Source organism: Peribacillus sp. NJ11, assembly GCF_030348405.1.
Classification (GTDB): Bacteria; Bacillota; Bacilli; order Bacillales; family DSM-1321; genus Peribacillus.
Genome location: NZ_JAUCFO010000001.1, coordinates 862,859 through 884,974, shown reverse-complemented (window position 1 = coordinate 884,974; position 22,116 = coordinate 862,859). Strand labels below are relative to the sequence as shown.

The 22,116-nt window shown below is 43.0% G+C and carries 12 protein-coding genes and 4 rRNA genes; 13 read left to right on the top strand and 3 right to left on the bottom strand.

Annotated features, from left to right (window positions below; translation table 11 throughout):
- Positions 1–110 precede the first annotated feature (110 nt).
- From QUF86_RS04230 to QUF86_RS04215, 4 genes are all read left to right on the top strand, one after another.
- Positions 111–590 (top strand): MarR family winged helix-turn-helix transcriptional regulator, encoded by a 480-nt coding sequence (locus QUF86_RS04230; protein WP_289333694.1) that lies wholly within the window; start codon positions 111–113, stop codon positions 588–590.
- Between the two features lie 188 nt (positions 591–778).
- Positions 779–1,624 (top strand): iron uptake system protein EfeO, encoded by an 846-nt coding sequence (gene efeO, locus QUF86_RS04225; protein ID WP_289333693.1) that lies wholly within the window; start codon positions 779–781, stop codon positions 1,622–1,624.
- The gene (efeB, locus tag QUF86_RS04220) at positions 1,625–2,911 is read left to right on the top strand and encodes an iron uptake transporter deferrochelatase/peroxidase subunit (RefSeq protein ID WP_289333692.1); all 1,287 of its coding nucleotides are present in this window, start codon (positions 1,625–1,627) and stop codon (positions 2,909–2,911) included.
- Positions 2,912–2,997: 86 nt separating this feature from the next.
- Complete coding sequence (locus tag QUF86_RS04215; RefSeq protein WP_289333691.1) at positions 2,998–4,764, top strand: FTR1 family protein; 1,767 nt, start codon at positions 2,998–3,000, stop codon at positions 4,762–4,764.
- Positions 4,765–4,806: 42 nt separating this feature from the next.
- On the opposite strand, the gene QUF86_RS04210 is transcribed toward QUF86_RS04215, so the two are convergent.
- Positions 4,807–5,232 carry a DUF4395 domain-containing protein gene (locus QUF86_RS04210; RefSeq protein WP_289333690.1) on the bottom strand — a complete coding sequence of 142 codons (426 nt, stop codon included), beginning with the start codon at positions 5,230–5,232 and terminating at the stop codon, positions 4,807–4,809.
- 387 nt (positions 5,233–5,619) lie between these two features.
- On the opposite strand from QUF86_RS04210, the gene QUF86_RS04205 reads away from it, so the two are divergent.
- From QUF86_RS04205 to QUF86_RS04185, 5 genes are all read left to right on the top strand, one after another.
- Entirely contained in the window at positions 5,620–6,174 is a 555-nt protein-coding gene (locus QUF86_RS04205) for a MerR family transcriptional regulator (RefSeq protein WP_289333689.1), read from the top strand.
- 187 nt (positions 6,175–6,361) lie between these two features.
- Positions 6,362–7,660, top strand: a complete 1,299-nt coding sequence (locus tag QUF86_RS04200) for a hemolysin family protein (RefSeq protein ID WP_289318732.1) — start codon at positions 6,362–6,364, stop codon at positions 7,658–7,660.
- A gap of 340 nt (positions 7,661–8,000) precedes the next feature.
- Positions 8,001–10,802 (top strand): response regulator, encoded by a 2,802-nt coding sequence (locus QUF86_RS04195; RefSeq protein ID WP_289333688.1) that lies wholly within the window; start codon positions 8,001–8,003, stop codon positions 10,800–10,802.
- Positions 10,803–10,838: 36 nt separating this feature from the next.
- Positions 10,839–11,672, top strand: coding sequence for a CheR family methyltransferase (locus tag QUF86_RS04190; RefSeq protein ID WP_289318734.1), 834 nt, complete (start codon positions 10,839–10,841; stop codon positions 11,670–11,672).
- Between the two features lie 285 nt (positions 11,673–11,957).
- Positions 11,958–13,100, top strand: a complete 1,143-nt coding sequence (locus QUF86_RS04185; protein ID WP_289318735.1) for a PP2C family protein-serine/threonine phosphatase — start codon at positions 11,958–11,960, stop codon at positions 13,098–13,100.
- A gap of 117 nt (positions 13,101–13,217) precedes the next feature.
- On the opposite strand, the gene QUF86_RS04180 is transcribed toward QUF86_RS04185, so the two are convergent.
- On the bottom strand, positions 13,218–13,388 hold the full coding sequence (locus QUF86_RS04180) for a CsbD family protein (RefSeq protein ID WP_289318736.1): 171 nt from the start codon (positions 13,386–13,388) through the stop codon (positions 13,218–13,220).
- 82 nt (positions 13,389–13,470) lie between these two features.
- Complete coding sequence (locus QUF86_RS04175) at positions 13,471–14,229, bottom strand: alpha/beta hydrolase (protein ID WP_289333687.1); 759 nt, start codon at positions 14,227–14,229, stop codon at positions 13,471–13,473.
- 798 nt (positions 14,230–15,027) lie between these two features.
- Between QUF86_RS04175 and QUF86_RS04170 the strand changes: the two genes are divergently transcribed.
- The 4 genes from QUF86_RS04170 to QUF86_RS04155 all read left to right on the top strand — a co-directional run bounded on the left by QUF86_RS04170 (position 15,028) and on the right by QUF86_RS04155 (position 21,969).
- Positions 15,028–16,578, top strand: a 16S ribosomal RNA gene (locus QUF86_RS04170).
- 175 nt (positions 16,579–16,753) lie between these two features.
- Positions 16,754–19,686 (top strand): 23S ribosomal RNA (locus QUF86_RS04165).
- 64 nt (positions 19,687–19,750) lie between these two features.
- A 5S ribosomal RNA gene (rrf, locus tag QUF86_RS04160) occupies positions 19,751–19,866 on the top strand.
- A gap of 552 nt (positions 19,867–20,418) precedes the next feature.
- Positions 20,419–21,969: ribosomal RNA gene (locus QUF86_RS04155) — 16S ribosomal RNA — on the top strand.
- Together the 16S, 23S and 5S rRNA genes form the textbook arrangement of a ribosomal RNA operon.
- Positions 21,970–22,116 lie beyond the last annotated feature (147 nt).

Sequence of the window (22,116 nt, the reverse complement as noted above, 5' to 3'; positions counted from 1 at the left end):
CAACCAGCTCATGAATTCCCTTTACATGGTTGAAGGGTAAACGTTAAGATGAAACAAAACATTTATCTTGAAAATCAAGATAAATTTAAGTGTAAAAGGGGTGGCATTTTATGTCAAGCGATAATAGGGTGAATGCAGCACTGTTAGAGAGTTTAACACACAGATTGCAGCGGTATGGAATGAGATCCGTTTTATTTCAACAAAATATGGCCCATAAAATAGGGGTGTCCCATACGGACTTAAAGAGTGCTGAAATATTGAATGAAACAGGACCGATTACCGCTGGTGAATTATCCAAAATTACAGGATTGAGCACGGGATCGGTTACAGCACTGATCAATCGCCTTGAGAAATCCGGTTATGTTAAAAGAGAACGAGATCAATTGGACGGAAGACGGGTAATGATTGCACCGATACCCAAAAGGCAGGAACAGATTAAATCCCACTATCAATCGCTCTCTATGGCCACCAAGGAGTTATGCTCCGCTTATAATGAGCAAGAGCTAATATTGATCAATCAATTTGTGGAGGATATCACAAAAATCATGGACAAAGAAAATGACAAGTTAATGAGTGAGCGTGAAAGGTAGCTGATATGTAGGCTGCCTTTTTATTTTTAGCCAGCTGGGAGCTACTTATCCTACGAAAGCAAAAGGGATATAGTTGAATTTTTATAAAGAGAATGAATATGTCACGTTTCCATTAAAATATATATTGATAATGATTATCAGTATCTGCTAATATGAATCTACAAATCATTTCAAAGGGAGAATACAAAATGAAGAAAGCAAAGGCGTCATTAGCAGTCTTACTATCAACCAGCCTATTATTTGGCTGTGCGCAGGAAAAGGAAGAAGCCAAGCCGGCCGACGATAACGCCAAAGAAGCTAGTGCGAGTAAGCTTGATGATGTATCTAGCGAGTACCGGGAATATGCGATTGGTGAAATAGAAGAGTTCGTGAACGCAACGGAAGAATTCACTACGGCCGTATCTTCCGGTGATATTGAAAAAGCGAAGGAGATATACGCACCAGCCCGCATGCATTATGAGAGAGCGGAACCCATTGCTGAAGTATTTGGGGATCTTGATCCCAAAATCGATGCGCGTGAAGGGGATGTCAAAGATGCAGAATGGGGCGGTTATCATCGGATTGAAATGGGGCTATGGCAAGAAAATACAACAAAGGGATACGAAAAGTATGCAGATCAATTAATGAGTGATGTCAATTTGCTTCGAGCCAAAGTTGAAACGGTTAAGGTAACACCTGATTTGTTGATCACGGGTGCGGTGGATTTATTGAATGAAGTTTCTACCAGTAAGGTTACAGGAGAAGAGGACCGATACTCCCATACCGATTTATATGATTTCGTTGCAAATGTTGAAGGTGCAGAAAAGATCTATGAACTGCTTACTCCAGCGCTAAAAGAAAAGGATGCGAAGCTTGCTGCAGAAATCCAACAACGTTTTGACGATGTATACGGTTTGCTTGAAAAGCATAAAGATGGGAATGGCTACATCTCATATACGGATTTAAAAGAATCTGAAGTCAAAGAGTTAAGCCAAGCAATTGATGCATTAGCTGAACCACTTTCACAAATAGGGATTGTAACGGAGGAATCATAATTGAAAGAACATACGCCGAAAGATGAAACCGGGCTTTTTACAAAAAAGGTGAGTCGTCGAAATGTGTTGAAAACGGCAGGGGTCGGTGGAATCGGAGTCGTGATAGGAGCATCTGGATTTGGAGGGCTGCTTTCTCTTTCTGAACAAAAGGCAAAGGGACAAACTAAGGATATTGTTCCTTTTTATGGAGCGCATCAAGCTGGTATCACCACTGAAGCGCAGGATAACCTTTATTTCGCATCATTGGAAGTAACCACAGAAAAAAGGTCCGACTTAATCCAGTTGTTTAAAGATTGGACAGAGGCTGCGGCTCAGATGACAGCGGGAAATTTGATAGGTGAAGCATCTCTTAATACGAATATGCCCCCAAAAGATACGGGGGAAGCGAAAGAATTATCACCTTCCAATTTAACGATCACTTTTGGAGTGGGTCCGACCCTATTTTCGAAGGATGGCAAAGATCGATTTGGCTTGAAATCGAAAAGACCTGCTGAATTAAAGGACCTGCCCAAATTCCCTTTAGATGCGTTAGAAGATGAATGGAGCGGCGGGGATATTTGTATTCAAGCATGTGCAGATGATCTTCAAGTGGCTTTTCATGCCGTTAGGAACTTAGTGAGAATCGGAAGAGGCAAAACGATCATTCATTGGGCACAGACAGGGTTTCAACGTACTAAGCAAGCCGATACACAAAAAACGACACCGCGGAACTTATTCGGGTTTAAGGATGGGACTGTCAATCCGGATACGAATAATGACAGTGAAATGAATGAGCATGTCTGGGTGAAGGCTGAGGACGGACCTGACTGGCTTGTTGGAGGCAGTTACATGGTGGTGCGCCGAATCCAGATGTACATTGAAGTTTGGGACCGCACAATATTGAAAGAACAAGAAAATACGTTTGGCCGCCATCGAGACAGTGGAGCTCCACTAGGAATGAAGAATGAGTTTGATAGCGTTGATTTGGAAGCTAAAGACCCAAATGGAAATCGGATGATTCCAGAAGATTCGCATATGAGTCTATCTAGGGGGGACGGAAAAGCAAAGATACTGCGGCGTCCCTATTCATATGCAGATGGAATGGATCCCAAAACAGGAAGCTTCAATGCCGGCCTGCTATTCATTTGTTATCAGCGAAACCCAAGTAAACAATTCATTCCCATACAGGAGCGACTGGCGAAAAATGATAAGCTCAACGAATATATCGTTCACAGGGGCAGTGCCATGTTCGCTTGTTTACCAGGCGTGAAAAAGGGTGGCTATATTGGGGATTCCCTTTTTGGCTAAATTGAATTACAAATGAGGACATGAAAATCGCCAGCATGGATATTATCCGGTTGGCGATTTTAGTTCATGAATAAGGAGGGACCAGTATGACCGTTTCTAGATGGAAGAGTGGATGGAAGAGTGGGATATTGGTTTTAGTCGTCAGTCTTTTATTTCTTTCGACTGATATAAAGATCGTTTCGGCGGGTGAAAACCATGATCAGCTCTTTGTTTATATCGGCGATAGTTTAATGAAGGTAAAATCAGGCGACCTTGAGGAAGTATCGAAAAATATTGATCTATTCGAGCAAGATTGGAAAACGATAAAAACGGACAGCGAGAGTGCGAGGAAAGTCGACGAGAAGCTATCCGCTGTAAAAAGTGCTGTGAGCGACCAAGCCTCCACAGATGAAATCAAAAAGCGATTATCGGCATTATCAAGTACTCTTGTTATTTATGATACAAACGAAAACCCTGTTGATAATACGGACTTTGAAAAACGGTTACAAGCGATACTTCCATTAATAGATAAGTTGGAGGCTTTGATAACTGAAGGTGACTTTGATCAAGCTAAAGTTCAATATACCAATCTCCTGAATCAATGGACCGATGCAGAGGTCATTGTCAGGGAGAAAAGTGTTGCTACATATGGTGAGTTTGAAACGAAAATGGCCTTTGTACGGATAGCGATTACCCAAGACCCACCTGATCCGGAAAAAGCCCAAAAAAATCTAACTGAATTGAAGGGTCTAATCGAGGATTTCCTTGCTGGTAAAGTTGAAGTAGGAAGCCAGAAGAACACATATTCACTTGGGGATGTAACAGAACTTTTACAAGGAAGTGCAACGGATATTGAAAAGGATGAAATCGATTCTGCCGTTGATAAGTTAAATGAAATCTTAACAATTTGGCCTAATGTAGAAGGGGAGGTTTCCACAAGGGACAGCAAGCTTTACAGCGATATGGAAACGAAAGTCCCGACCGCAATCAGCCTATTGCAATCGAAAAATGTAAAGGCGGATGAAGCAAAGGGAATCGTATCCGATTTAAACACAAGGTTACTCCCTTTAATTGAGGATACGGGTTATACAACATGGGATGCAGCTCTGATCCTTTTACGGGAAGGGTTGGAAGCACTCTTGATTGTAGCTACATTGCTGTCTTTCCTAAAGAAAATCGGGCAAGTGGACAAACAAAAATGGATTTGGACAGGGGTTGGTGCGGGTTTAGTTGCCAGTTCCATATTGGCGGTCATAATCAATATCGTTTTCTCCCAGATCACAGCTGCTTCAAGCCGGGAATATATTGAGGGAATCACTGGAATAATAGCAGTATCTATGATGTTGACAATTGGCCTTTGGCTTCATAGTAAATCGAATGTCCATGCATGGAACCGGTATATCGGCAAGCAAATGAACCAAGCCATTGCGACGGGAAGCATCATCTCTTTCGCTTTAATCAGTTTTCTGTCGATATTCCGTGAAGGTGCGGAGACCATTATCTTTTATGCTGGAATGGCTCCTTATATGGAATTAAAGCAGCTGTTGAGCGGAATTTTCCTTGCCTTTCTCATTTTAGTGGTAATTGGTTTCATCATGCTGCGCTACAGTGTGAAATTACCGATGACCCTATTCTTTAAAGTGGCAACGATACTCATATATGCCTTGGCTTTCAAGATTCTTGGAGTCTCTATCCATTCACTTCAGGTTTCTCAAGTGATACAGACAAATACGATCAGCACCTTCCCGTTTGTAGAAACGATAGGTCTTTATCCAACAATGGAAACGCTGGTGCCGCAAGCTGTTTTAATTTTATTGATCGCATTGGCCACTATTTGGGTTAAAAAGAGTAATTCCTTACGTGCAACCGAATAATAAAATGGGACTGACGCAAGTCAGTCCCATTATGTTCACTTTTTAGCGAAGAGATCGGCGATAGGAATATTGCTTCCATTGATAAAGGATAAAGCAGCCGATGCAGAATCCTAGAATGGCTATGAGAGATGCCATTCCGACCATCAAAGTGAATATATAACCGATAACTTTCCAACCCAGTAAAAAAGAAGTCAATCCAAGTCCTAAGCAAACGACCGCGATGGCCTGGTTGAATTGTTGCTGTGAATGATCTTCAGGAATATAATCGGAGGGCTTCTTTTTCAGAAAGAGCTTTGCGAGACGCATGACTGGATTGAAATTAAAGAAAAGACCTAAAAGTCCCGCTGCTAAAGGAATTGCTAAGATCCATATTTGTCCCGTTAATAAGGCAGTGGCTACGCTTAACAAAATGACCCATTGATTCGTACGTACTAAGGGACGGGGAATAGATCGAATTTCACTCGTCATCTAATACCAACCTTCCTGATATGTTTTATTACAGTTTATCTTTATTTTAATTAGTTGTGAAGAGGGATGCTAATTAAACCAAGTGAAGATCCAAAGAATCTTCTTATTTATAATTATTTTAATTTAGTATTGATTATAATATCAAAGTAATATAATATGTATAACAAGAAGTTAAAGTGAGGTGGACAGTATATATGGTAGCAAAAGTCTGTGAAACATGCGGAACACCAATAAAAAAGCTGAAGCATTCTTCCCTATGCCAATGCGGTCCTAAGATATTGAGCAATCAATTCTCAGATAAAACAAAAAAATAGAATCGATGATTAAATCATAAATTAAACCGATTATTCAATTAATCGGTTTTTGTTTTTCCAATGAAGGGTAATGATGAGAATATCCTTTTATCCAATAATATATATTTTTCATTTCTATAAAAATGATGTACGATTAGAGAATAGAATAAAAGGTCATGGTGGAACAGGCATACTTTTAGTTTGCCTAAACCATCACGTGACGGTTTGGAGGGGTTATATTGGGAACGAGACTTTAAAAATTGGCGAGTTGGCGGAAATGGCGAATGTTACGAAACGGACCGTTGATTATTATACGAACTTAGGCCTGCTTAAAGCAGAACGTTCCGCCTCTAATTACCGTTATTATACAGTCGGTGAACTTGAAAGGCTCCGCCGTATCGAGGGATATAAAAGAGAGAACCTTTCATTGGAAGACATAAAAGAAATATTTAAACAGGACATGGAGGCCTCATCAGCAATTGAGGAAACGGGTCTTCAACTGAAGCACAAAATGGATGGCCTGAATGAGGACCTTCAGGAAGTCATCAACTTGATCAAAAAGGATAAAAAAAATGAGCTCCTTCTAAAAAAACAGATATCCCGTGAAAGCATGGCCTTGATCCAATCATTACTAGTGTTGCTGGTATGATTGAAATTTATTCCCTATAGTTTTATTCACAAAGGTGCATATTAACGATATAGGCTAAATGGTTTTTGGTTCATGTCAGAAATCGCTTTTTGAAACGAAAATAACCATTTATACAGGAGGTGCTTGGGATTAAACCGTGTATGTCTAATCAAAAGGATAGGCACTATACATGGTGAACCCGCACATATTGGAGATTTTTATAAAATTATTAGCAGTAGCTGTATTAATAGCATTAACCGCATTTTTCGTTGCATCGGAATTTGCAATCGTGAAAGTCAGAGGTTCCCGAATCAATCAGTTGATTGAAGAAGGGCATAGAAATGCACTGGCAGCCAAGAAAGTGACATCCCATATCGATGAGTACTTATCGGCCTGTCAATTGGGAATTACAGTAACCGCCTTAGGTTTAGGGGTGTTGGGTGAACCGACAGTAGAAGCGATCTTAAAACCATTGTTCCATAAATGGGGATTAGAGGAATCTGTAGGTCACATTATCTCTTTCGTAATTGCATTCGGTTCTGTAACATTCCTTCATGTTGTAGTCGGGGAATTGGCACCAAAAACAGTTGCGATTCAAAAGGCAGAAGAGGTTACCTTGCTTTTTTCAAAGCCGTTAATTCTTTTTTACCGTATTTTGTACCCATTTATTTGGTTACTGAATGGTTCTGCCCGTCTCCTAACAGGCATATTTGGATTAAAGCCTGCTTCTGAGTCTGAAATGGCCCATTCTGAAGAAGAACTGCGCATCATTTTATCGGAAAGCTATAAAAGCGGTGAGATTAACCAATCGGAATATAAATATGTGAACCAGATTTTTGAATTTGATGAGCGTATTGCCAATGAAATCATGGTTCCGCGTACGGAAATGACAGTTATCGAAAAGGGCATGCCATTATTGGAAGTTGTTGAACTGATTCAAGAAGAACAATACACAAGGTACCCGGTCATAGACGGTGATAAAGATAATGTCGTGGGAATGGTCAATATCAAGCGACTTTATACAGCTACGATTACAGAAGAAAATGTAACAGCTTTGACGGTGGATTCCTTTGTAACACCAGTCATCCGCGTTCTTGAAACGATTGCCATTCATGATCTGCTGCTGAAAATGCAGAAAGAACGGATTCATATGGCCGTTTTGACTGATGAATATGGTGGAACTGCAGGTCTTGTTACGGTGGAAGACATCCTTGAAGAAATCGTCGGGGAAATCCGGGATGAGTTTGATCAGGATGAACGTCCGCTTATTCAAAAAATTGATGAGGGACATTATGTATTCGACGCAAAAACATTGGTTGAAGATGTCAATGATACCCTTGCAATCGATTTGCCAGAGGAAGATATCGATACATTGGGAGGGTGGTTCCTGACAGGCAGGTTTGAGATTGCCGTCGGGGATAAAATTGATTACGCCGGATATGAATTTACTGTAAAGGAAATGGACGGCCACCATGTTTTATATGTGGAAGTGAAGAAAATAAAATAATAAGGATTACCATAAGAGCCGAAGGTGGAAACTTTCGGCTTTTATTATGTATTAATACTGATAAAAAAAGCTTCGCGGTTCGAATAATGGCCTTTGGTTTTCAAAACAATGGAAAAGGCAGACTGCTACTTAATTGGAAAATGTATTCATTTAAATTAACACTGTAGGTAAGCATTTTAGATTGGGAAATGTTAAAATTGATTTTGAGTAATGAATCTATCCATATATCATTTTAGGACATAAGGAAAATTCTTAAAAAGCTAATGATAGTATTAAGATTTATTTTGCAATGCCGTTTATTTCGGGCTGTTATAAATAAGTATTGAAGGTGGGCGGAAAAATGGGTTTTAAGAAGAAGCAAATGTTGGGGTTTGGTTTAATCTTGCTTTTCTTGGCTATTTTACTTTCTTTCATGATGGTCACGCTTAACAATTTAAAGAGCAGCATGACTGAAATAGTTGAAAATCGTTATGAAAAAGTTCAAGATTCGATGGAAATCCGTCAGCTTTTTTCAAGGTCGGACCGTGAGATTCTGTTTGCAGCTAATGACGCAAACAAAGAAGAAAGAGCAGAGAGCCTAGAAATCATCAATGAGAATCATAGTTTGATTGAATCAAAAATTGCTGGTTTATCAGGTGCGCTAAATAAGGTGAAAGCAAAGCAATTATTGAAAGAGTTCGAGACTCAATATGCTTCTTACTCCATAACGGAGGCTGAGATCATCCAAAAGATAAAATCGGGAAACTCTTCGGATGATCTTTCAAGCCTGATGGACGACCAGAGGGAAAAACGTACGAAAGTCATCAGTACGATGGATGACTTTAAGGATTACCAAGAAGGTGTCATGAAAGATACCTTAAATAATTCAAAACAAATCTATGAGGATATGATCGGTTTTGTGATTTTCGCGGTTATTCTCAGCATTTTGGTTATTTCCGTAACGGTTGTTTGGATGATTCGCAGTACATCGAAAGATTTGCAATCCATTACCAAGGTCATTAAAAATATTGATTTTAAAAATTTATCGGTCGTACCAAGAATTCCGGTTCGGACTAATGATGAAATTGGTGATATCGCGAGATCGTTCAATGATATGGCGGAATCGCTTGAAGCCTATAATCAAAAAGAGAAAGACTTCACTGAAAAGATCAGTGAACAGAACTGGATCCAGACCCGGGTTGCAGATATAGCTACCATGTACCAGCGCATTGTTGATGTGGAAGTTCTTGCTGACCGGTTCATTACCAGGCTTGCACCGATGATGGGAGCTTCACTTGGAGTTTTTTACGTCAAACGGGGTGAGGGCGAGGATATGCGTTTTGTTAAACTTGCCAGCTTTGCGGGAGATGGCGAAGACTCAGGCAGACGTGAATTCCGTTTGGGCGAAGGTTTGATCGGACAATGCGCCCTTGAAAAGAAATTGAAGGTCATTGAAGATATCCCTGAAGATTTCCAATTGGTTACAACAGGATTAGGGGAAGTAAGCCCGAAAAGCATTGCCATCGCGCCAGTCGTTTTTGAGGATGAAGTTGTGGCGATGGTTGAACTGGCAAGCTTGGAGACCTTTACGAAGTTGCAAAAACATTTCCTGAACCAGGTTCTTGATACTCTGGGCATCACGATTAATAATGTTGAGGGTCGGATGGAAATAGAGCGTTTATTGAAAGATTCACAGGCACAGACCGAAGAGTTACAGGCTCAATCGGAAGAATTGCAATCACAGTCAGAGGAAATGCAAGCCCAATCAGAGGAACTGCAAACACAGGCTGAAGAGTTGAGAATGATCAATGAACAATTAGAAGAGAGAAATCGTGAAACTGAAGAAAAATCGAAAGAGCTTCAAGTCGCAAAATTAAATCTTGAAAAACATGCGGAAGAATTGAAATTAAGTTCTAAATATAAATCGGAGTTCATGGCAAATATGTCCCATGAATTGCGGACACCGCTCAATAGTATTTTGATTTTATCAGAAATGCTTTCCGATCCAAATGATAGTAAATTAAATGAAGAGCAACAGGAATTCGCTCGTGTCATTAACTCATCAGGCCAAGATTTATTAACGTTGATCAATGACATTTTGGATTTATCGAAAGTTGAAGTCGGAAAGCTCGAAGTGGTCTTTGACGAAATGAATATGAGTGAACTTCCAGAGTTATTACACCGTAACTTCGATCATGTAGCGAAGAAAAAGAACATTGACTTTAAAATAGAAAAAGATAAAAATGTACCGGATATTTTCTTTACGGATGAACAGCGCTTCCAGCAAATTTTGAAAAACCTACTATCCAATGCATTTAAATTCACAGAAAAGGGTTCTGTGTCTGTCCAAATCAAAAAAGCTGATGAAGAAAATGTAGCACAATGGATACAGACAAAAGGAGCTAGCAATTGGGTTGAAATTAAGGTGACGGATACGGGCATCGGAATTTCAAAAGATAAGCAAAAACTTATCTTCGAAGCGTTCCAGCAAGGTGATGGAGCTACAATGAGAAAATATGGCGGTACAGGACTTGGGCTATCGATTTGCCGGGAGTTTGCCAAACTTCTAGGAGGATGGGTCATCGTAGATAGTGAAGAAGGGCAAGGCAGCACCTTTACTTTCTTTATTCCGAGCATGCCGGAGGGCTTCAAAAATGCAGGCGAAGCATTAGCTGCTTCTCCAGAAGTGGCAGCAGCCAGCCACGATGATTCTGCCGCACCATTTGACGGTCAGGAAGAACCGGATGTAGTAATAATGGATGAAGAAAATCAGAATAAGGCAAAACCATTCTGCAATAAAAGAGTACTGGTCGTCGATGATGACCACCGTAATATATTTGCACTGAAAAATGCCCTGAAGCATGAGGGGATGGAAATCCTTACAGCTGAAAACGGGTACGAATGTTTGGAACTCCTTGAAAAAGGAAACGATATAGATGTAATATTGATGGATATCATGATGCCAGGCATGGACGGTTACGAAACGATGACCAGAATTCGTGAGCAAAGTAAATTCGAGAATCTTCCAATCATCGCGCTTACGGCCAAAGCGATGAAAGGTGATAGGGAAAAATGCCTGAAGGCTGGCGCTTCCGATTATGTCAGCAAGCCATTAAAATTAGATCAGCTGTTATCCGTCCTAAGAGTATGGTTGACTAATTAATTGAATGATTGATAGTACGGATAAGGAAGGTTTTGCATGAAGGATACTTTAACGATTGAAGAAAGAGAAGATATAGAAATCGAATTATTGTTAGAGGCCATTTATTCCGTTTCTGGGTTTGACTTTCGCAAGTATATGCGTTCTTCTATAAAAAGAAGAGTTGAAAATAGAATGAGGCTGGACCATATTCGCAGGATTAGTGGAATGATAGAAATGGTTTTATATGAAAAAGGGTATGTCGAGAAGCTTTTGAAAGATTTTTCAATAAATGTCACTGAAATGTTTCGCGATCCGGATTTCTTTAAAGCTTTTCGTTTAAATATCGTTCCGCTCCTGAAAAACCTTCCCGAAATCAGAATTTGGCATGCGGGCTGTTCGACCGGTGAAGAAGCCTTTTCCATGGCAATCATCCTCAAGGAAGAAGGACTTTATGATAAGGCGAGGATTTATGCCACTGATATGAATGATGAAGTCCTCCGTCATGCGGAAAAAGGGATATTACCTTTAAATAGAATGCAGTCTTATACGAAAAACTATCTGCATGCAGGCGGTAACCAAGAATTTTCGGAGTATTACACGACCGATTACCAAAATGCCTATCTTGATTCGAGTCTCCTTAAAAACATTGTGTTTTTCCAGCATAATTTAGTTACTGATGGTTCGTTCAATGAGTTTCATATCATCATGTGCAGGAACGTGATGATTTACTTTACTGGTGAATTACAGACCTATGTCAATCAGTTGTTTTATGACAGTCTTAGCAAAGACGGTTTCCTTGCAGTTGGTAGTAAGGAAACCCTTCATACATCATCCTTTTCGGAAGATTATGAGGAATTTGACTCAAAGGAACGAATTTACCGGAAGTTGTAAAAAGAAAGAGTTCGCATATTTGCGGACTCTTTCTTTTTAATTTAGAGCATATAATTTATTTTTCTTTTTTTTGCATTTCTATGTTTAAGGTGTCTGAGGAAGGGGTATAAATAATGAGTTGGTCTCCATGCAGGACAGCTATAGTGGTTTATTATTATTAAAAGAGACCGAACTTCGTTATAATATAATGGAAAAATCCCTGTTATGGGAGCTTTAATCAAGTACTGATCCATATAATAAAGATAAATGTTGCCGCTCGATATAAGCCAAAAGGGGAATGAAAGAATGACGATTTTAATCGTAGATGATAACCAGGTTAACCTTTTCGTTATAGAGAAAATTCTAAAGCGAGCTGGCTATACGGATTTTCTATCATTAACTTCAGCTGTTGAGATGTTTGAATATTTACAGGTGGATAGTCCGCAACCTAAAGAGACTTCAGTTGATATCATTCTGCTTGATATCATGATGCCGGAGATCGATGGGATAGAGGCGTGCAGGAGACTTCAAAGCATTCCTCACCTTAAAGATATACCCGTTATTTTTGTGACCGCTCTTGAAGATTCAAACAAGGTGGCCGAGGCACTTGATGTGGGCGGGATTGATTATATAATGAAGCCTATCAATAAAATAGATTTACTTGCGCGAATTCGTGTGGGGTTAAGACTTAAATATGAAAAAGATTGGCATAAAATGCAGGATGAAAAAATTCGCAACGAATTGGATCTCTCCATGCAGGTCCAAAGCAGTTTATTAAGTGAGCCCATTATAAATGACCACTTAACTATTAGAGCATCATACTTACCTGCGAATAAATTAGCAGGGGATATGTACTATTGGCACCGCATTGATGAAAATCGGTATGGGATCATCCTATTGGATATGATGGGGCATGGCATATCCGCCTCACTTGTTTGTATGTTCATTTCCTCCGTTTTGAGAGATGCGATCAGGACACATACGGATCCAGTGGCAGTAATAAACGAAATGAATCGCTGGATGAGTACCCTTAATAAAGAAGAAAACCAAGTGCATTATTATTTTACCGCGATTTATATGATCATTGATACAGAGCAAAAGACAGTGGAATATGTGAATGCCGGACATCCTCCAGGCTTCGCTTCATTAGATGATGGAAAAGTGGTCTCACTTTCAAAAGGGACATGTCCTGTCGGTTTTTTCACCGAGATGAAAATAGAGAAATCCATCATTCATTATGAAGAGAAGATTCAGCTTATGCTATTTACGGATGGAGTCATGGAAGCTATAGATCGAGAAGGGACGGAAGGGCTCGACCAAATACAAGAAGCGGTCTCAACGAGATGGTTTGATTGCAAAGAAACTCCCCCTATTGATTTATTGATGTCCCCGGAAATGCAGCAAGATCAACCTGATGATATGTGTGTCGTGGTTATTCAAGCAAATTAAATAGAGAAGGGGCGGCAGATTATCTGCCGCCTCTTCTCTATTTAAAGGGGGTCAATTTTATTGAATTGAAATGTTCAAATTAAGAGTATTGAGTGAATGAAGTATCCAGCATTGCAATTAACGGTTATTTTTCAGTTTACCAATGCCATCTTGGAGATTGCCTTTTAATTTATCGACTTTACCTTCTGCTTGTAAGTGAGGATCATTTTTCGCGTTTCCGACCTGGTCTTTCGTTTCACCTTTAACTTTATTTACAGTGCTTTTTAGTTTGTCTGATAAACCGCTCATTATGTTACCTCCTTTTTCTTTATATACTATATATACCCATGGAGTGTAGGGGTAAACATAATTTATATGGAGGAAAAGGAGTTTAAGAAGCGATTATTGCCCTTTTACTTAACTTTTGAATGAACTGGTATGACCGTTCAATGATATGATCTTTGTCATGATCCAACGAGGCCACATGATATGAATTTTCAAGGGGCGCCATCTCCTTATCAACGGACATGACAGTTTCGTAAATCTGATAGGAGCAAGAGTCTGGTACAACGTGATCTTCTGGAGAATGGAAGAGAAGTATGGGGCACGAAACCTCTATAAGTTTTTGACTGGTATGTTCCATTATATCAAGCAATTGATTAATCGCTTTTGACGGAACTTGATTATATGTGATTTCTTTAGTTGTATCGTCTTTTATGTCAGGCTTACCTTCAGGAATGAAGCGTGGAACCGATTGGTTCCGATATATTTCATATTCAGGAACTTCGAGAGCGGCATTTATGGTGAGAATTCCATCACAAGCCATTTTTGTCGCCAAATCCAGGACAAGGGCGCCTCCCATTGATTGTCCAATAGCGAATACATGGGTGCATGTACGCTTTAATTTTGCATAGGCCATTTCTACATCTTTTATCCATTCCTGATAATGTATCGTTTCCATCTCATATTCATCCGTTCCGTGGCCTGCCAGTCTAGGAGCGAAGACAGTAAAGCCTTTTGCAGCGAATTTTTCACCTAAATACCTTACGCTTTGTGGTGTTCCATTAAAACCATGGCAAATAAGAATGCCAATGGAATTGCCGGGTATGAAAAAAGATTCCGCACCTGGTATTACCATTGTTGCTGTCATATTCCCATCTCCTTTATTCAATAGCTAAGTTTTATTTAAAGTTAGCATGTAAAAGCATAAAATTAACTATTCCGATTATATTACTTGGTTATATAATAGCATAATGGAAATTGCGAAGTCAACTTGGTTATATTCCATTCTACATTCCATTAAGATGCAGTTTATAAAAAAGGATATAAAGATACAAAAGATATGTATTCGACCTATTGGTATGTAAGGTCACAGTATAGATGGTTGCAGAGAAATAAACTGCTTAAAGGTTTTAGATGAAGGAGCTAGCAAGGGCCCTATTTCATACTTTGCGTCCCAGCAGATTGGCATTACTCAATCAACAACAGTCAATGATGTATGGTTACAACTCTTCCTATTATATAAGTAATGTCTTGGAATTGTTGATAAACTGAAGATGCTAATAAACTGTGCAGGATATTAAAATAAGAAATAAAGAAAAAGCGTTGACTTTAAAGTGAAATTGGATTAATATAAATAAGCACCAACTAAGACAAACGAACAACTTCATCCGCTTTTGGTAGATTCCAAAAGAAAAATAATAACTATTGACTTCTTACTATGAAAATGATAAGATGAAATGGTCGCTGAAAAACACAGCGATTTAAAATAAGTTTAAAACTTCGCAGAAGTTGACAACTAATCAATAAGATGTTATGATGAATAAACAAGCCGTTCGAAAGAACGATTGTGAAATTGCTCTTTGAAAACTGAACAAAACAAAGCGCCAACGTTAAATTTTAAGTGAGCACACACTATCAAAAAAGCAAAATGAGCAAGTCAAACATTTCTTCGGAGAGTTTGATCCTGGCTCAGGACGAACGCTGGCGGCGTGCCTAATACATGCAAGTCGAGCGAATCGATGGGAGCTTGCTCCCTGAGATTAGCGGCGGACGGGTGAGTAACACGTGGGCAACCTGCCTATAAGACTGGGATAACTTCGGGAAACCGGAGCTAATACCGGATACGTTCTTTTCTCGCATGAGAGAAGATGGAAAGACGGTTTCGGCTGTCACTTATAGATGGGCCCGCGGCGCATTAGCTAGTTGGTGAGGTAATGGCTCACCAAGGCGACGATGCGTAGCCGACCTGAGAGGGTGATCGGCCACACTGGGACTGAGACACGGCCCAGACTCCTACGGGAGGCAGCAGTAGGGAATCTTCCGCAATGGACGAAAGTCTGACGGAGCAACGCCGCGTGAACGAAGAAGGCCTTCGGGTCGTAAAGTTCTGTTGTTAGGGAAGAACAAGTACCAGAGTAACTGCTGGTACCTTGACGGTACCTAACCAGAAAGCCACGGCTAACTACGTGCCAGCAGCCGCGGTAATACGTAGGTGGCAAGCGTTGTCCGGAATTATTGGGCGTAAAGCGCGCGCAGGTGGTTCCTTAAGTCTGATGTGAAAGCCCACGGCTCAACCGTGGAGGGTCATTGGAAACTGGGGAACTTGAGTACAGAAGAGGAAAGTGGAATTCCAAGTGTAGCGGTGAAATGCGTAGAGATTTGGAGGAACACCAGTGGCGAAGGCGACTTTCTGGTCTGTAACTGACACTGAGGCGCGAAAGCGTGGGGAGCAAACAGGATTAGATACCCTGGTAGTCCACGCCGTAAACGATGAGTGCTAAGTGTTAGAGGGTTTCCGCCCTTTAGTGCTGCAGCTAACGCATTAAGCACTCCGCCTGGGGAGTACGGCCGCAAGGCTGAAACTCAAAGGAATTGACGGGGGCCCGCACAAGCGGTGGAGCATGTGGTTTAATTCGAAGCAACGCGAAGAACCTTACCAGGTCTTGACATCCTCTGACAACCCTAGAGATAGGGCTTTCCCCTTCGGGGGACAGAGTGACAGGTGGTGCATGGTTGTCGTCAGCTCGTGTCGTGAGATGTTGGGTTAAGTCCCGCAACGAGCGCAACCCTTGATCTTAGTTGCCAGCATTCAGTTGGGCACTCTAAGGTGACTGCCGGTGACAAACCGGAGGAAGGTGGGGATGACGTCAAATCATCATGCCCCTTATGACCTGGGCTACACACGTGCTACAATGGATGGTACAAAGGGCTGCAAACCTGCGAAGGTAAGCGAATCCCATAAAGCCATTCTCAGTTCGGATTGTAGGCTGCAACTCGCCTACATGAAGCCGGAATCGCTAGTAATCGCGGATCAGCATGCCGCGGTGAATACGTTCCCGGGCCTTGTACACACCGCCCGTCACACCACGAGAGTTTGTAACACCCGAAGTCGGTGAGGTAACCTTTATGGAGCCAGCCGCCTAAGGTGGGACAGATGATTGGGGTGAAGTCGTAACAAGGTAGCCGTATCGGAAGGTGCGGCTGGATCACCTCCTTTCTAAGGATAATTACGAGAGCGCTTTTGTTTTGTTCAGTTTTGAATGAGTAATTCATTCAGATAGGGAAGAAAAACATCACGATGTGATGGATTCTTTCTGCTTTGTTCCTTGAAAACTAGATAATAGATAGAAGGCAATTAATTTTTTTCAAAGCATCTGTAAGATCTTTTTAACGGTTAAGTTAGAAAGGGCGCACGGTGGATGCCTTGGCACTAGGAGCCGATGAAGGACGGGACTAACACCGATATGCTTCGGGGAGCTGTAAGTAAGCTTTGATCCGGAGATTTCCGAATGGGGAAACCCACTGTTCGTAATGGAACAGTATCTTTACCTGAATACATAGGGTACTGAAGGCAGACCCGGGGAACTGAAACATCTAAGTACCCGGAGGAAGAGAAAGCAAATGCGATTTCCTGAGTAGCGGCGAGCGAAACGGAATTAGCCCAAACCAAGAGGCTTGCCTCTTGGGGTTGTAGGACACTCAACATGGAGTTACAAAGGAACGGGGTAAATGAAGTGATCTGGAAAGGTCCGTCAAAGAAGGTAAAAACCCTGTAGTTGAAACTTCGTTCCCTCCTGAGTGGATCCTGAGTACGGCGGGACACGAGAAATCCCGTCGGAAGCAGGGAGGACCATCTCCCAAGGCTAAATACTCCCTAGTGACCGATAGTGAACCAGTACCGTGAGGGAAAGGTGAAAAGCACCCCGGAAGGGGAGTGAAATAGATCCTGAAACCGTGTGCCTACAAGTAGTCAAAGCCCGTTAATGGGTAATGGCGTGCCTTTTGTAGAATGAACCGGCGAGTTACGATTTCATGCGAGGTTAAGTTGATAAGACGGAGCCGCAGCGAAAGCGAGTCTGAATAGGGCGAATGAGTATGAGGTCGTAGACCCGAAACCAGGTGATCTACCCATGTCCAGGGTGAAGTTCAGGTAACACTGAATGGAGGCCCGAACCCACGCACGTTGAAAAGTGCGGGGATGAGGTGTGGGTAGCGGAGAAATTCCAATCGAACCTGGAGATAGCTGGTTCTCTCCGAAATAGCTTTAGGGCTAGCCTCAAGATGAGAGTATTGGAGGTAGAGCACTGATTGGACTAGGGGCCCCCAACGGGTTACCGAATTCAGTCAAACTCCGAATGCCAAATACTTATTCTTGGGAGTCAGACTGCGAGTGATAAGATCCGTAGTCGAAAGGGAAACAGCCCAGACCACCAGCTAAGGTCCCAAAGTATACGTTAAGTGGAAAAGGATGTGGAGTTGCTTAGACAACCAGGATGTTGGCTCAGAAGCAGCCACCATTTAAAGAGTGCGTAATAGCTCACTGGTCGAGTGACTCCGCGCCGAAAATGTACCGGGGCTAAACGTATCACCGAAGCTGTGGATTGACACCATTAGGTGTCGATGGTAGGAGAGCGTTCTAAGGGCGTTGAAGTCAGACCGGAAGGACTGGTGGAGCGCTTAGAAGTGAGAATGCCGGTATGAGTAGCGAAAGAAGGGTGAGAATCCCTTCCACCGAATGCCTAAGGTTTCCTGAGGAAGGCTCGTCCGCTCAGGGTTAGTCGGGACCTAAGCCGAGGCCGAAAGGCGTAGGCGATGGACAACAGGTTGATATTCCTGTACCACCTATACATCGTTTGAACGATGGGGGGACGCAGAAGGATAGGGTAAGCGCGCTGTTGGATATGCGCGTCCAAGCAGTTAGGCCGGAAACGAGGCAAATCCCGTTTCCATTAAGGCGGAGCTGTGATGGCGAGGGAAATATAGTACCGAAGTTCCTGATTCCACGCTGCCAAGAAAAGCCTCTAGTGAGATGTAAGGTGCCCGTACCGCAAACCGACACAGGTAGGCGAGGAGAGAATCCTAAGGTGTGCGAGAGAACTCTCGTTAAGGAACTCGGCAAAATGACCCCGTAACTTCGGGAGAAGGGGTGCTTTTTAGGGTGAATAGCCCGGAAAAGCCGCAGTGAATAGGCCCAGGCGACTGTTTAGCAAAAACACAGGTCTCTGCGAAGCCGCAAGGCGAAGTATAGGGGCTGACACCTGCCCGGTGCTGGAAGGTTAAGGGGAGAGGTTAGCGCAAGCGAAGCTTTGAACCGAAGCCCCAGTAAACGGCGGCCGTAACTATAACGGTCCTAAGGTAGCGAAATTCCTTGTCGGGTAAGTTCCGACCCGCACGAAAGGTGTAACGATCTGGGCACTGTCTCAACGAGAGACTCGGTGAAATTATAGTACCTGTGAAGATGCAGGTTACCCGCGACAGGACGGAAAGACCCCGTGGAGCTTTACTGCAGCCTGATATTGAATTTTGGTACAGCTTGTACAGGATAGGTAGGAGCCTGAGAAGCCGGAGCGCTAGCTTCGGTGGAGGCGTTGGTGGGATACTACCCTGGCTGTATTGAAATTCTAACCCGCGCCCCTTATCGGGGTGGGAGACAGTGTCAGGTGGGCAGTTTGACTGGGGCGGTCGCCTCCTAAAGAGTAACGGAGGCGCCCAAAGGTTCCCTCAGAATGGTTGGAAATCATTCGTAGAGTGTAAAGGCACAAGGGAGCTTGACTGCGAGACCTACAAGTCGAGCAGGGACGAAAGTCGGGCTTAGTGATCCGGTGGTTCCGCATGGAAGGGCCATCGCTCAACGGATAAAAGCTACCCCGGGGATAACAGGCTTATCTCCCCCAAGAGTCCACATCGACGGGGAGGTTTGGCACCTCGATGTCGGCTCATCGCATCCTGGGGCTGTAGTCGGTCCCAAGGGTTGGGCTGTTCGCCCATTAAAGCGGTACGCGAGCTGGGTTCAGAACGTCGTGAGACAGTTCGGTCCCTATCCGTCGCGGGCGCAGGAAATTTGAGAGGAGCTGTCCTTAGTACGAGAGGACCGGGATGGACGCACCGCTGGTGTACCAGTTGTCTTGCCAAAGGCATAGCTGGGTAGCTACGTGCGGACGGGATAAGTGCTGAAAGCATCTAAGCATGAAGCCCCCCTCAAGATGAGATTTCCCATGGCGCAAGCTAGTAAGATCCCTGAAAGATGATCAGGTTGATAGGTCAGAGGTGGAAGCGTGGCGACATGTGGAGCTGACTGATACTAATAGATCGAGGACTTAACCAACGCTTTTTAAAAAATGAAATACCTTCTTATTATCTAGTTTTGAAGGAACAACGTTCCTTTATTGTTTGGTGGCGATAGCGAAGAGGTCACACCCGTTCCCATTCCGAACACGGCAGTTAAGCTCTTCAGCGCCGATGGTAGTTGGGGGTTTCCCCCTGTGAGAGTAGGACGCCGCCAAGCCATTTTAAAGATCAGCCATCCGGCTGGTCTTTTTTGCATTTATAAGGACGTGTACAATATATGAAGACTTATAAGGTTTTTTTAGGATACCTTGGAGTTCTGTCTGAATTATATTTATTAAAGTCGTGTTTTTTATCCTTAAGCCAACGGGGATCAGATGGATATAGACCCTTCATTCAGAAAAGGAATTATTTATTTTGAAATGTGTTGACTTTAAAGTGAAATTGGATTAATATAAATAAGCACCAACTAAGACAAACGAACAACTTCATCCGCTTTTGGTAGATTCCAAAAGAAAAATAATAACTATTGACTTCTTACTATGAAAATGATAAGATGAAATGGTCGCTGAAAAACACAGCGATTTAAAATAAGTTTAAAACTTCGCAGAAGTTGACAACTAATCAATAAGATGTTATGATGAATAAACAAGCCGTTCGAAAGAACGATTGTGAAATTGCTCTTTGAAAACTGAACAAAACAAAGCGCCAACGTTAAATTTTTTAAGTGAGCACACACTATCAAAAAAGCAAAATGAGCAAGTCAAACATTTCTTCGGAGAGTTTGATCCTGGCTCAGGACGAACGCTGGCGGCGTGCCTAATACATGCAAGTCGAGCGAATCGACGGGAGCTTGCTCCCTGAGATTAGCGGCGGACGGGTGAGTAACACGTGGGCAACCTGCCTATAAGACTGGGATAACTTCGGGAAACCGGAGCTAATACCGGATACGTTCTTTTCTCGCATGAGAGAAGATGGAAAGACGGTTTCGGCTGTCACTTATAGATGGGCCCGCGGCGCATTAGCTAGTTGGTGAGGTAATGGCTCACCAAGGCGACGATGCGTAGCCGACCTGAGAGGGTGATCGGCCACACTGGGACTGAGACACGGCCCAGACTCCTACGGGAGGCAGCAGTAGGGAATCTTCCGCAATGGACGAAAGTCTGACGGAGCAACGCCGCGTGAACGAAGAAGGCCTTCGGGTCGTAAAGTTCTGTTGTTAGGGAAGAACAAGTACCAGAGTAACTGCTGGTACCTTGACGGTACCTAACCAGAAAGCCACGGCTAACTACGTGCCAGCAGCCGCGGTAATACGTAGGTGGCAAGCGTTGTCCGGAATTATTGGGCGTAAAGCGCGCGCAGGTGGTTCCTTAAGTCTGATGTGAAAGCCCACGGCTCAACCGTGGAGGGTCATTGGAAACTGGGGAACTTGAGTACAGAAGAGGAAAGTGGAATTCCAAGTGTAGCGGTGAAATGCGTAGAGATTTGGAGGAACACCAGTGGCGAAGGCGACTTTCTGGTCTGTAACTGACACTGAGGCGCGAAAGCGTGGGGAGCAAACAGGATTAGATACCCTGGTAGTCCACGCCGTAAACGATGAGTGCTAAGTGTTAGAGGGTTTCCGCCCTTTAGTGCTGCAGCTAACGCATTAAGCACTCCGCCTGGGGAGTACGGCCGCAAGGCTGAAACTCAAAGGAATTGACGGGGGCCCGCACAAGCGGTGGAGCATGTGGTTTAATTCGAAGCAACGCGAAGAACCTTACCAGGTCTTGACATCCTCTGACAACCCTAGAGATAGGGCTTTCCCCTTCGGGGGACAGAGTGACAGGTGGTGCATGGTTGTCGTCAGCTCGTGTCGTGAGATGTTGGGTTAAGTCCCGCAACGAGCGCAACCCTTGATCTTAGTTGCCAGCATTCAGTTGGGCACTCTAAGGTGACTGCCGGTGACAAACCGGAGGAAGGTGGGGATGACGTCAAATCATCATGCCCCTTATGACCTGGGCTACACACGTGCTACAATGGATGGTACAAAGGGCTGCAAACCTGCGAAGGTAAGCGAATCCCATAAAGCCATTCTCAGTTCGGATTGTAGGCTGCAACTCGCCTACATGAAGCCGGAATCGCTAGTAATCGCGGATCAGCATGCCGCGGTGAATACGTTCCCGGGCCTTGTACACACCGCCCGTCACACCACGAGAGTTTGTAACACCCGAAGTCGGTGAGGTAACCTTTATGGAGCCAGCCGCCTAAGGTGGGACAGATGATTGGGGTGAAGTCGTAACAAGGTAGCCGTATCGGAAGGTGCGGCTGGATCACCTCCTTTCTAAGGATAATTACGAGAGCGCTTTTGTTTTGTTCAGTTTTGAATGAGTAATTCATTCAGATAGGGAAGAAAAACATCACGATGTGATGGATTCTTTCTGCTTTGTTCCTTGAAAACTAGATAATAGATAGAAGGCAATTAATTTTT

Bases quoted from the DNA above. Each gene is read 5' to 3' on its own strand.
- QUF86_RS04230 (WP_289333694.1), top strand. From the start codon at position 111: ATGTCAAGCGATAATAGGGTGAATGCAGCACTGTTAGAGAGTTTAACA.
- efeO (WP_289333693.1), top strand. From the start codon at position 779: ATGAAGAAAGCAAAGGCGTCATTAGCAGTCTTACTATCAACCAGCCTA.
- QUF86_RS04215 (WP_289333691.1), top strand. From the start codon at position 2,998: ATGACCGTTTCTAGATGGAAGAGTGGATGGAAGAGTGGGATATTGGTT.
- QUF86_RS04210 (WP_289333690.1), bottom strand. From the start codon at position 5,232: ATGACGAGTGAAATTCGATCTATTCCCCGTCCCTTAGTACGTACGAAT.
- QUF86_RS04205 (WP_289333689.1), top strand. From the start codon at position 5,620: ATGAGAATATCCTTTTATCCAATAATATATATTTTTCATTTCTATAAA.
- QUF86_RS04195 (WP_289333688.1), top strand. From the start codon at position 8,001: ATGGGTTTTAAGAAGAAGCAAATGTTGGGGTTTGGTTTAATCTTGCTT.
- QUF86_RS04190 (WP_289318734.1), top strand. From the start codon at position 10,839: ATGAAGGATACTTTAACGATTGAAGAAAGAGAAGATATAGAAATCGAA.
- QUF86_RS04185 (WP_289318735.1), top strand. From the start codon at position 11,958: ATGACGATTTTAATCGTAGATGATAACCAGGTTAACCTTTTCGTTATA.
- QUF86_RS04180 (WP_289318736.1), bottom strand. From the start codon at position 13,388: ATGAGCGGTTTATCAGACAAACTAAAAAGCACTGTAAATAAAGTTAAA.
- QUF86_RS04175 (WP_289333687.1), bottom strand. From the start codon at position 14,229: ATGACAGCAACAATGGTAATACCAGGTGCGGAATCTTTTTTCATACCC.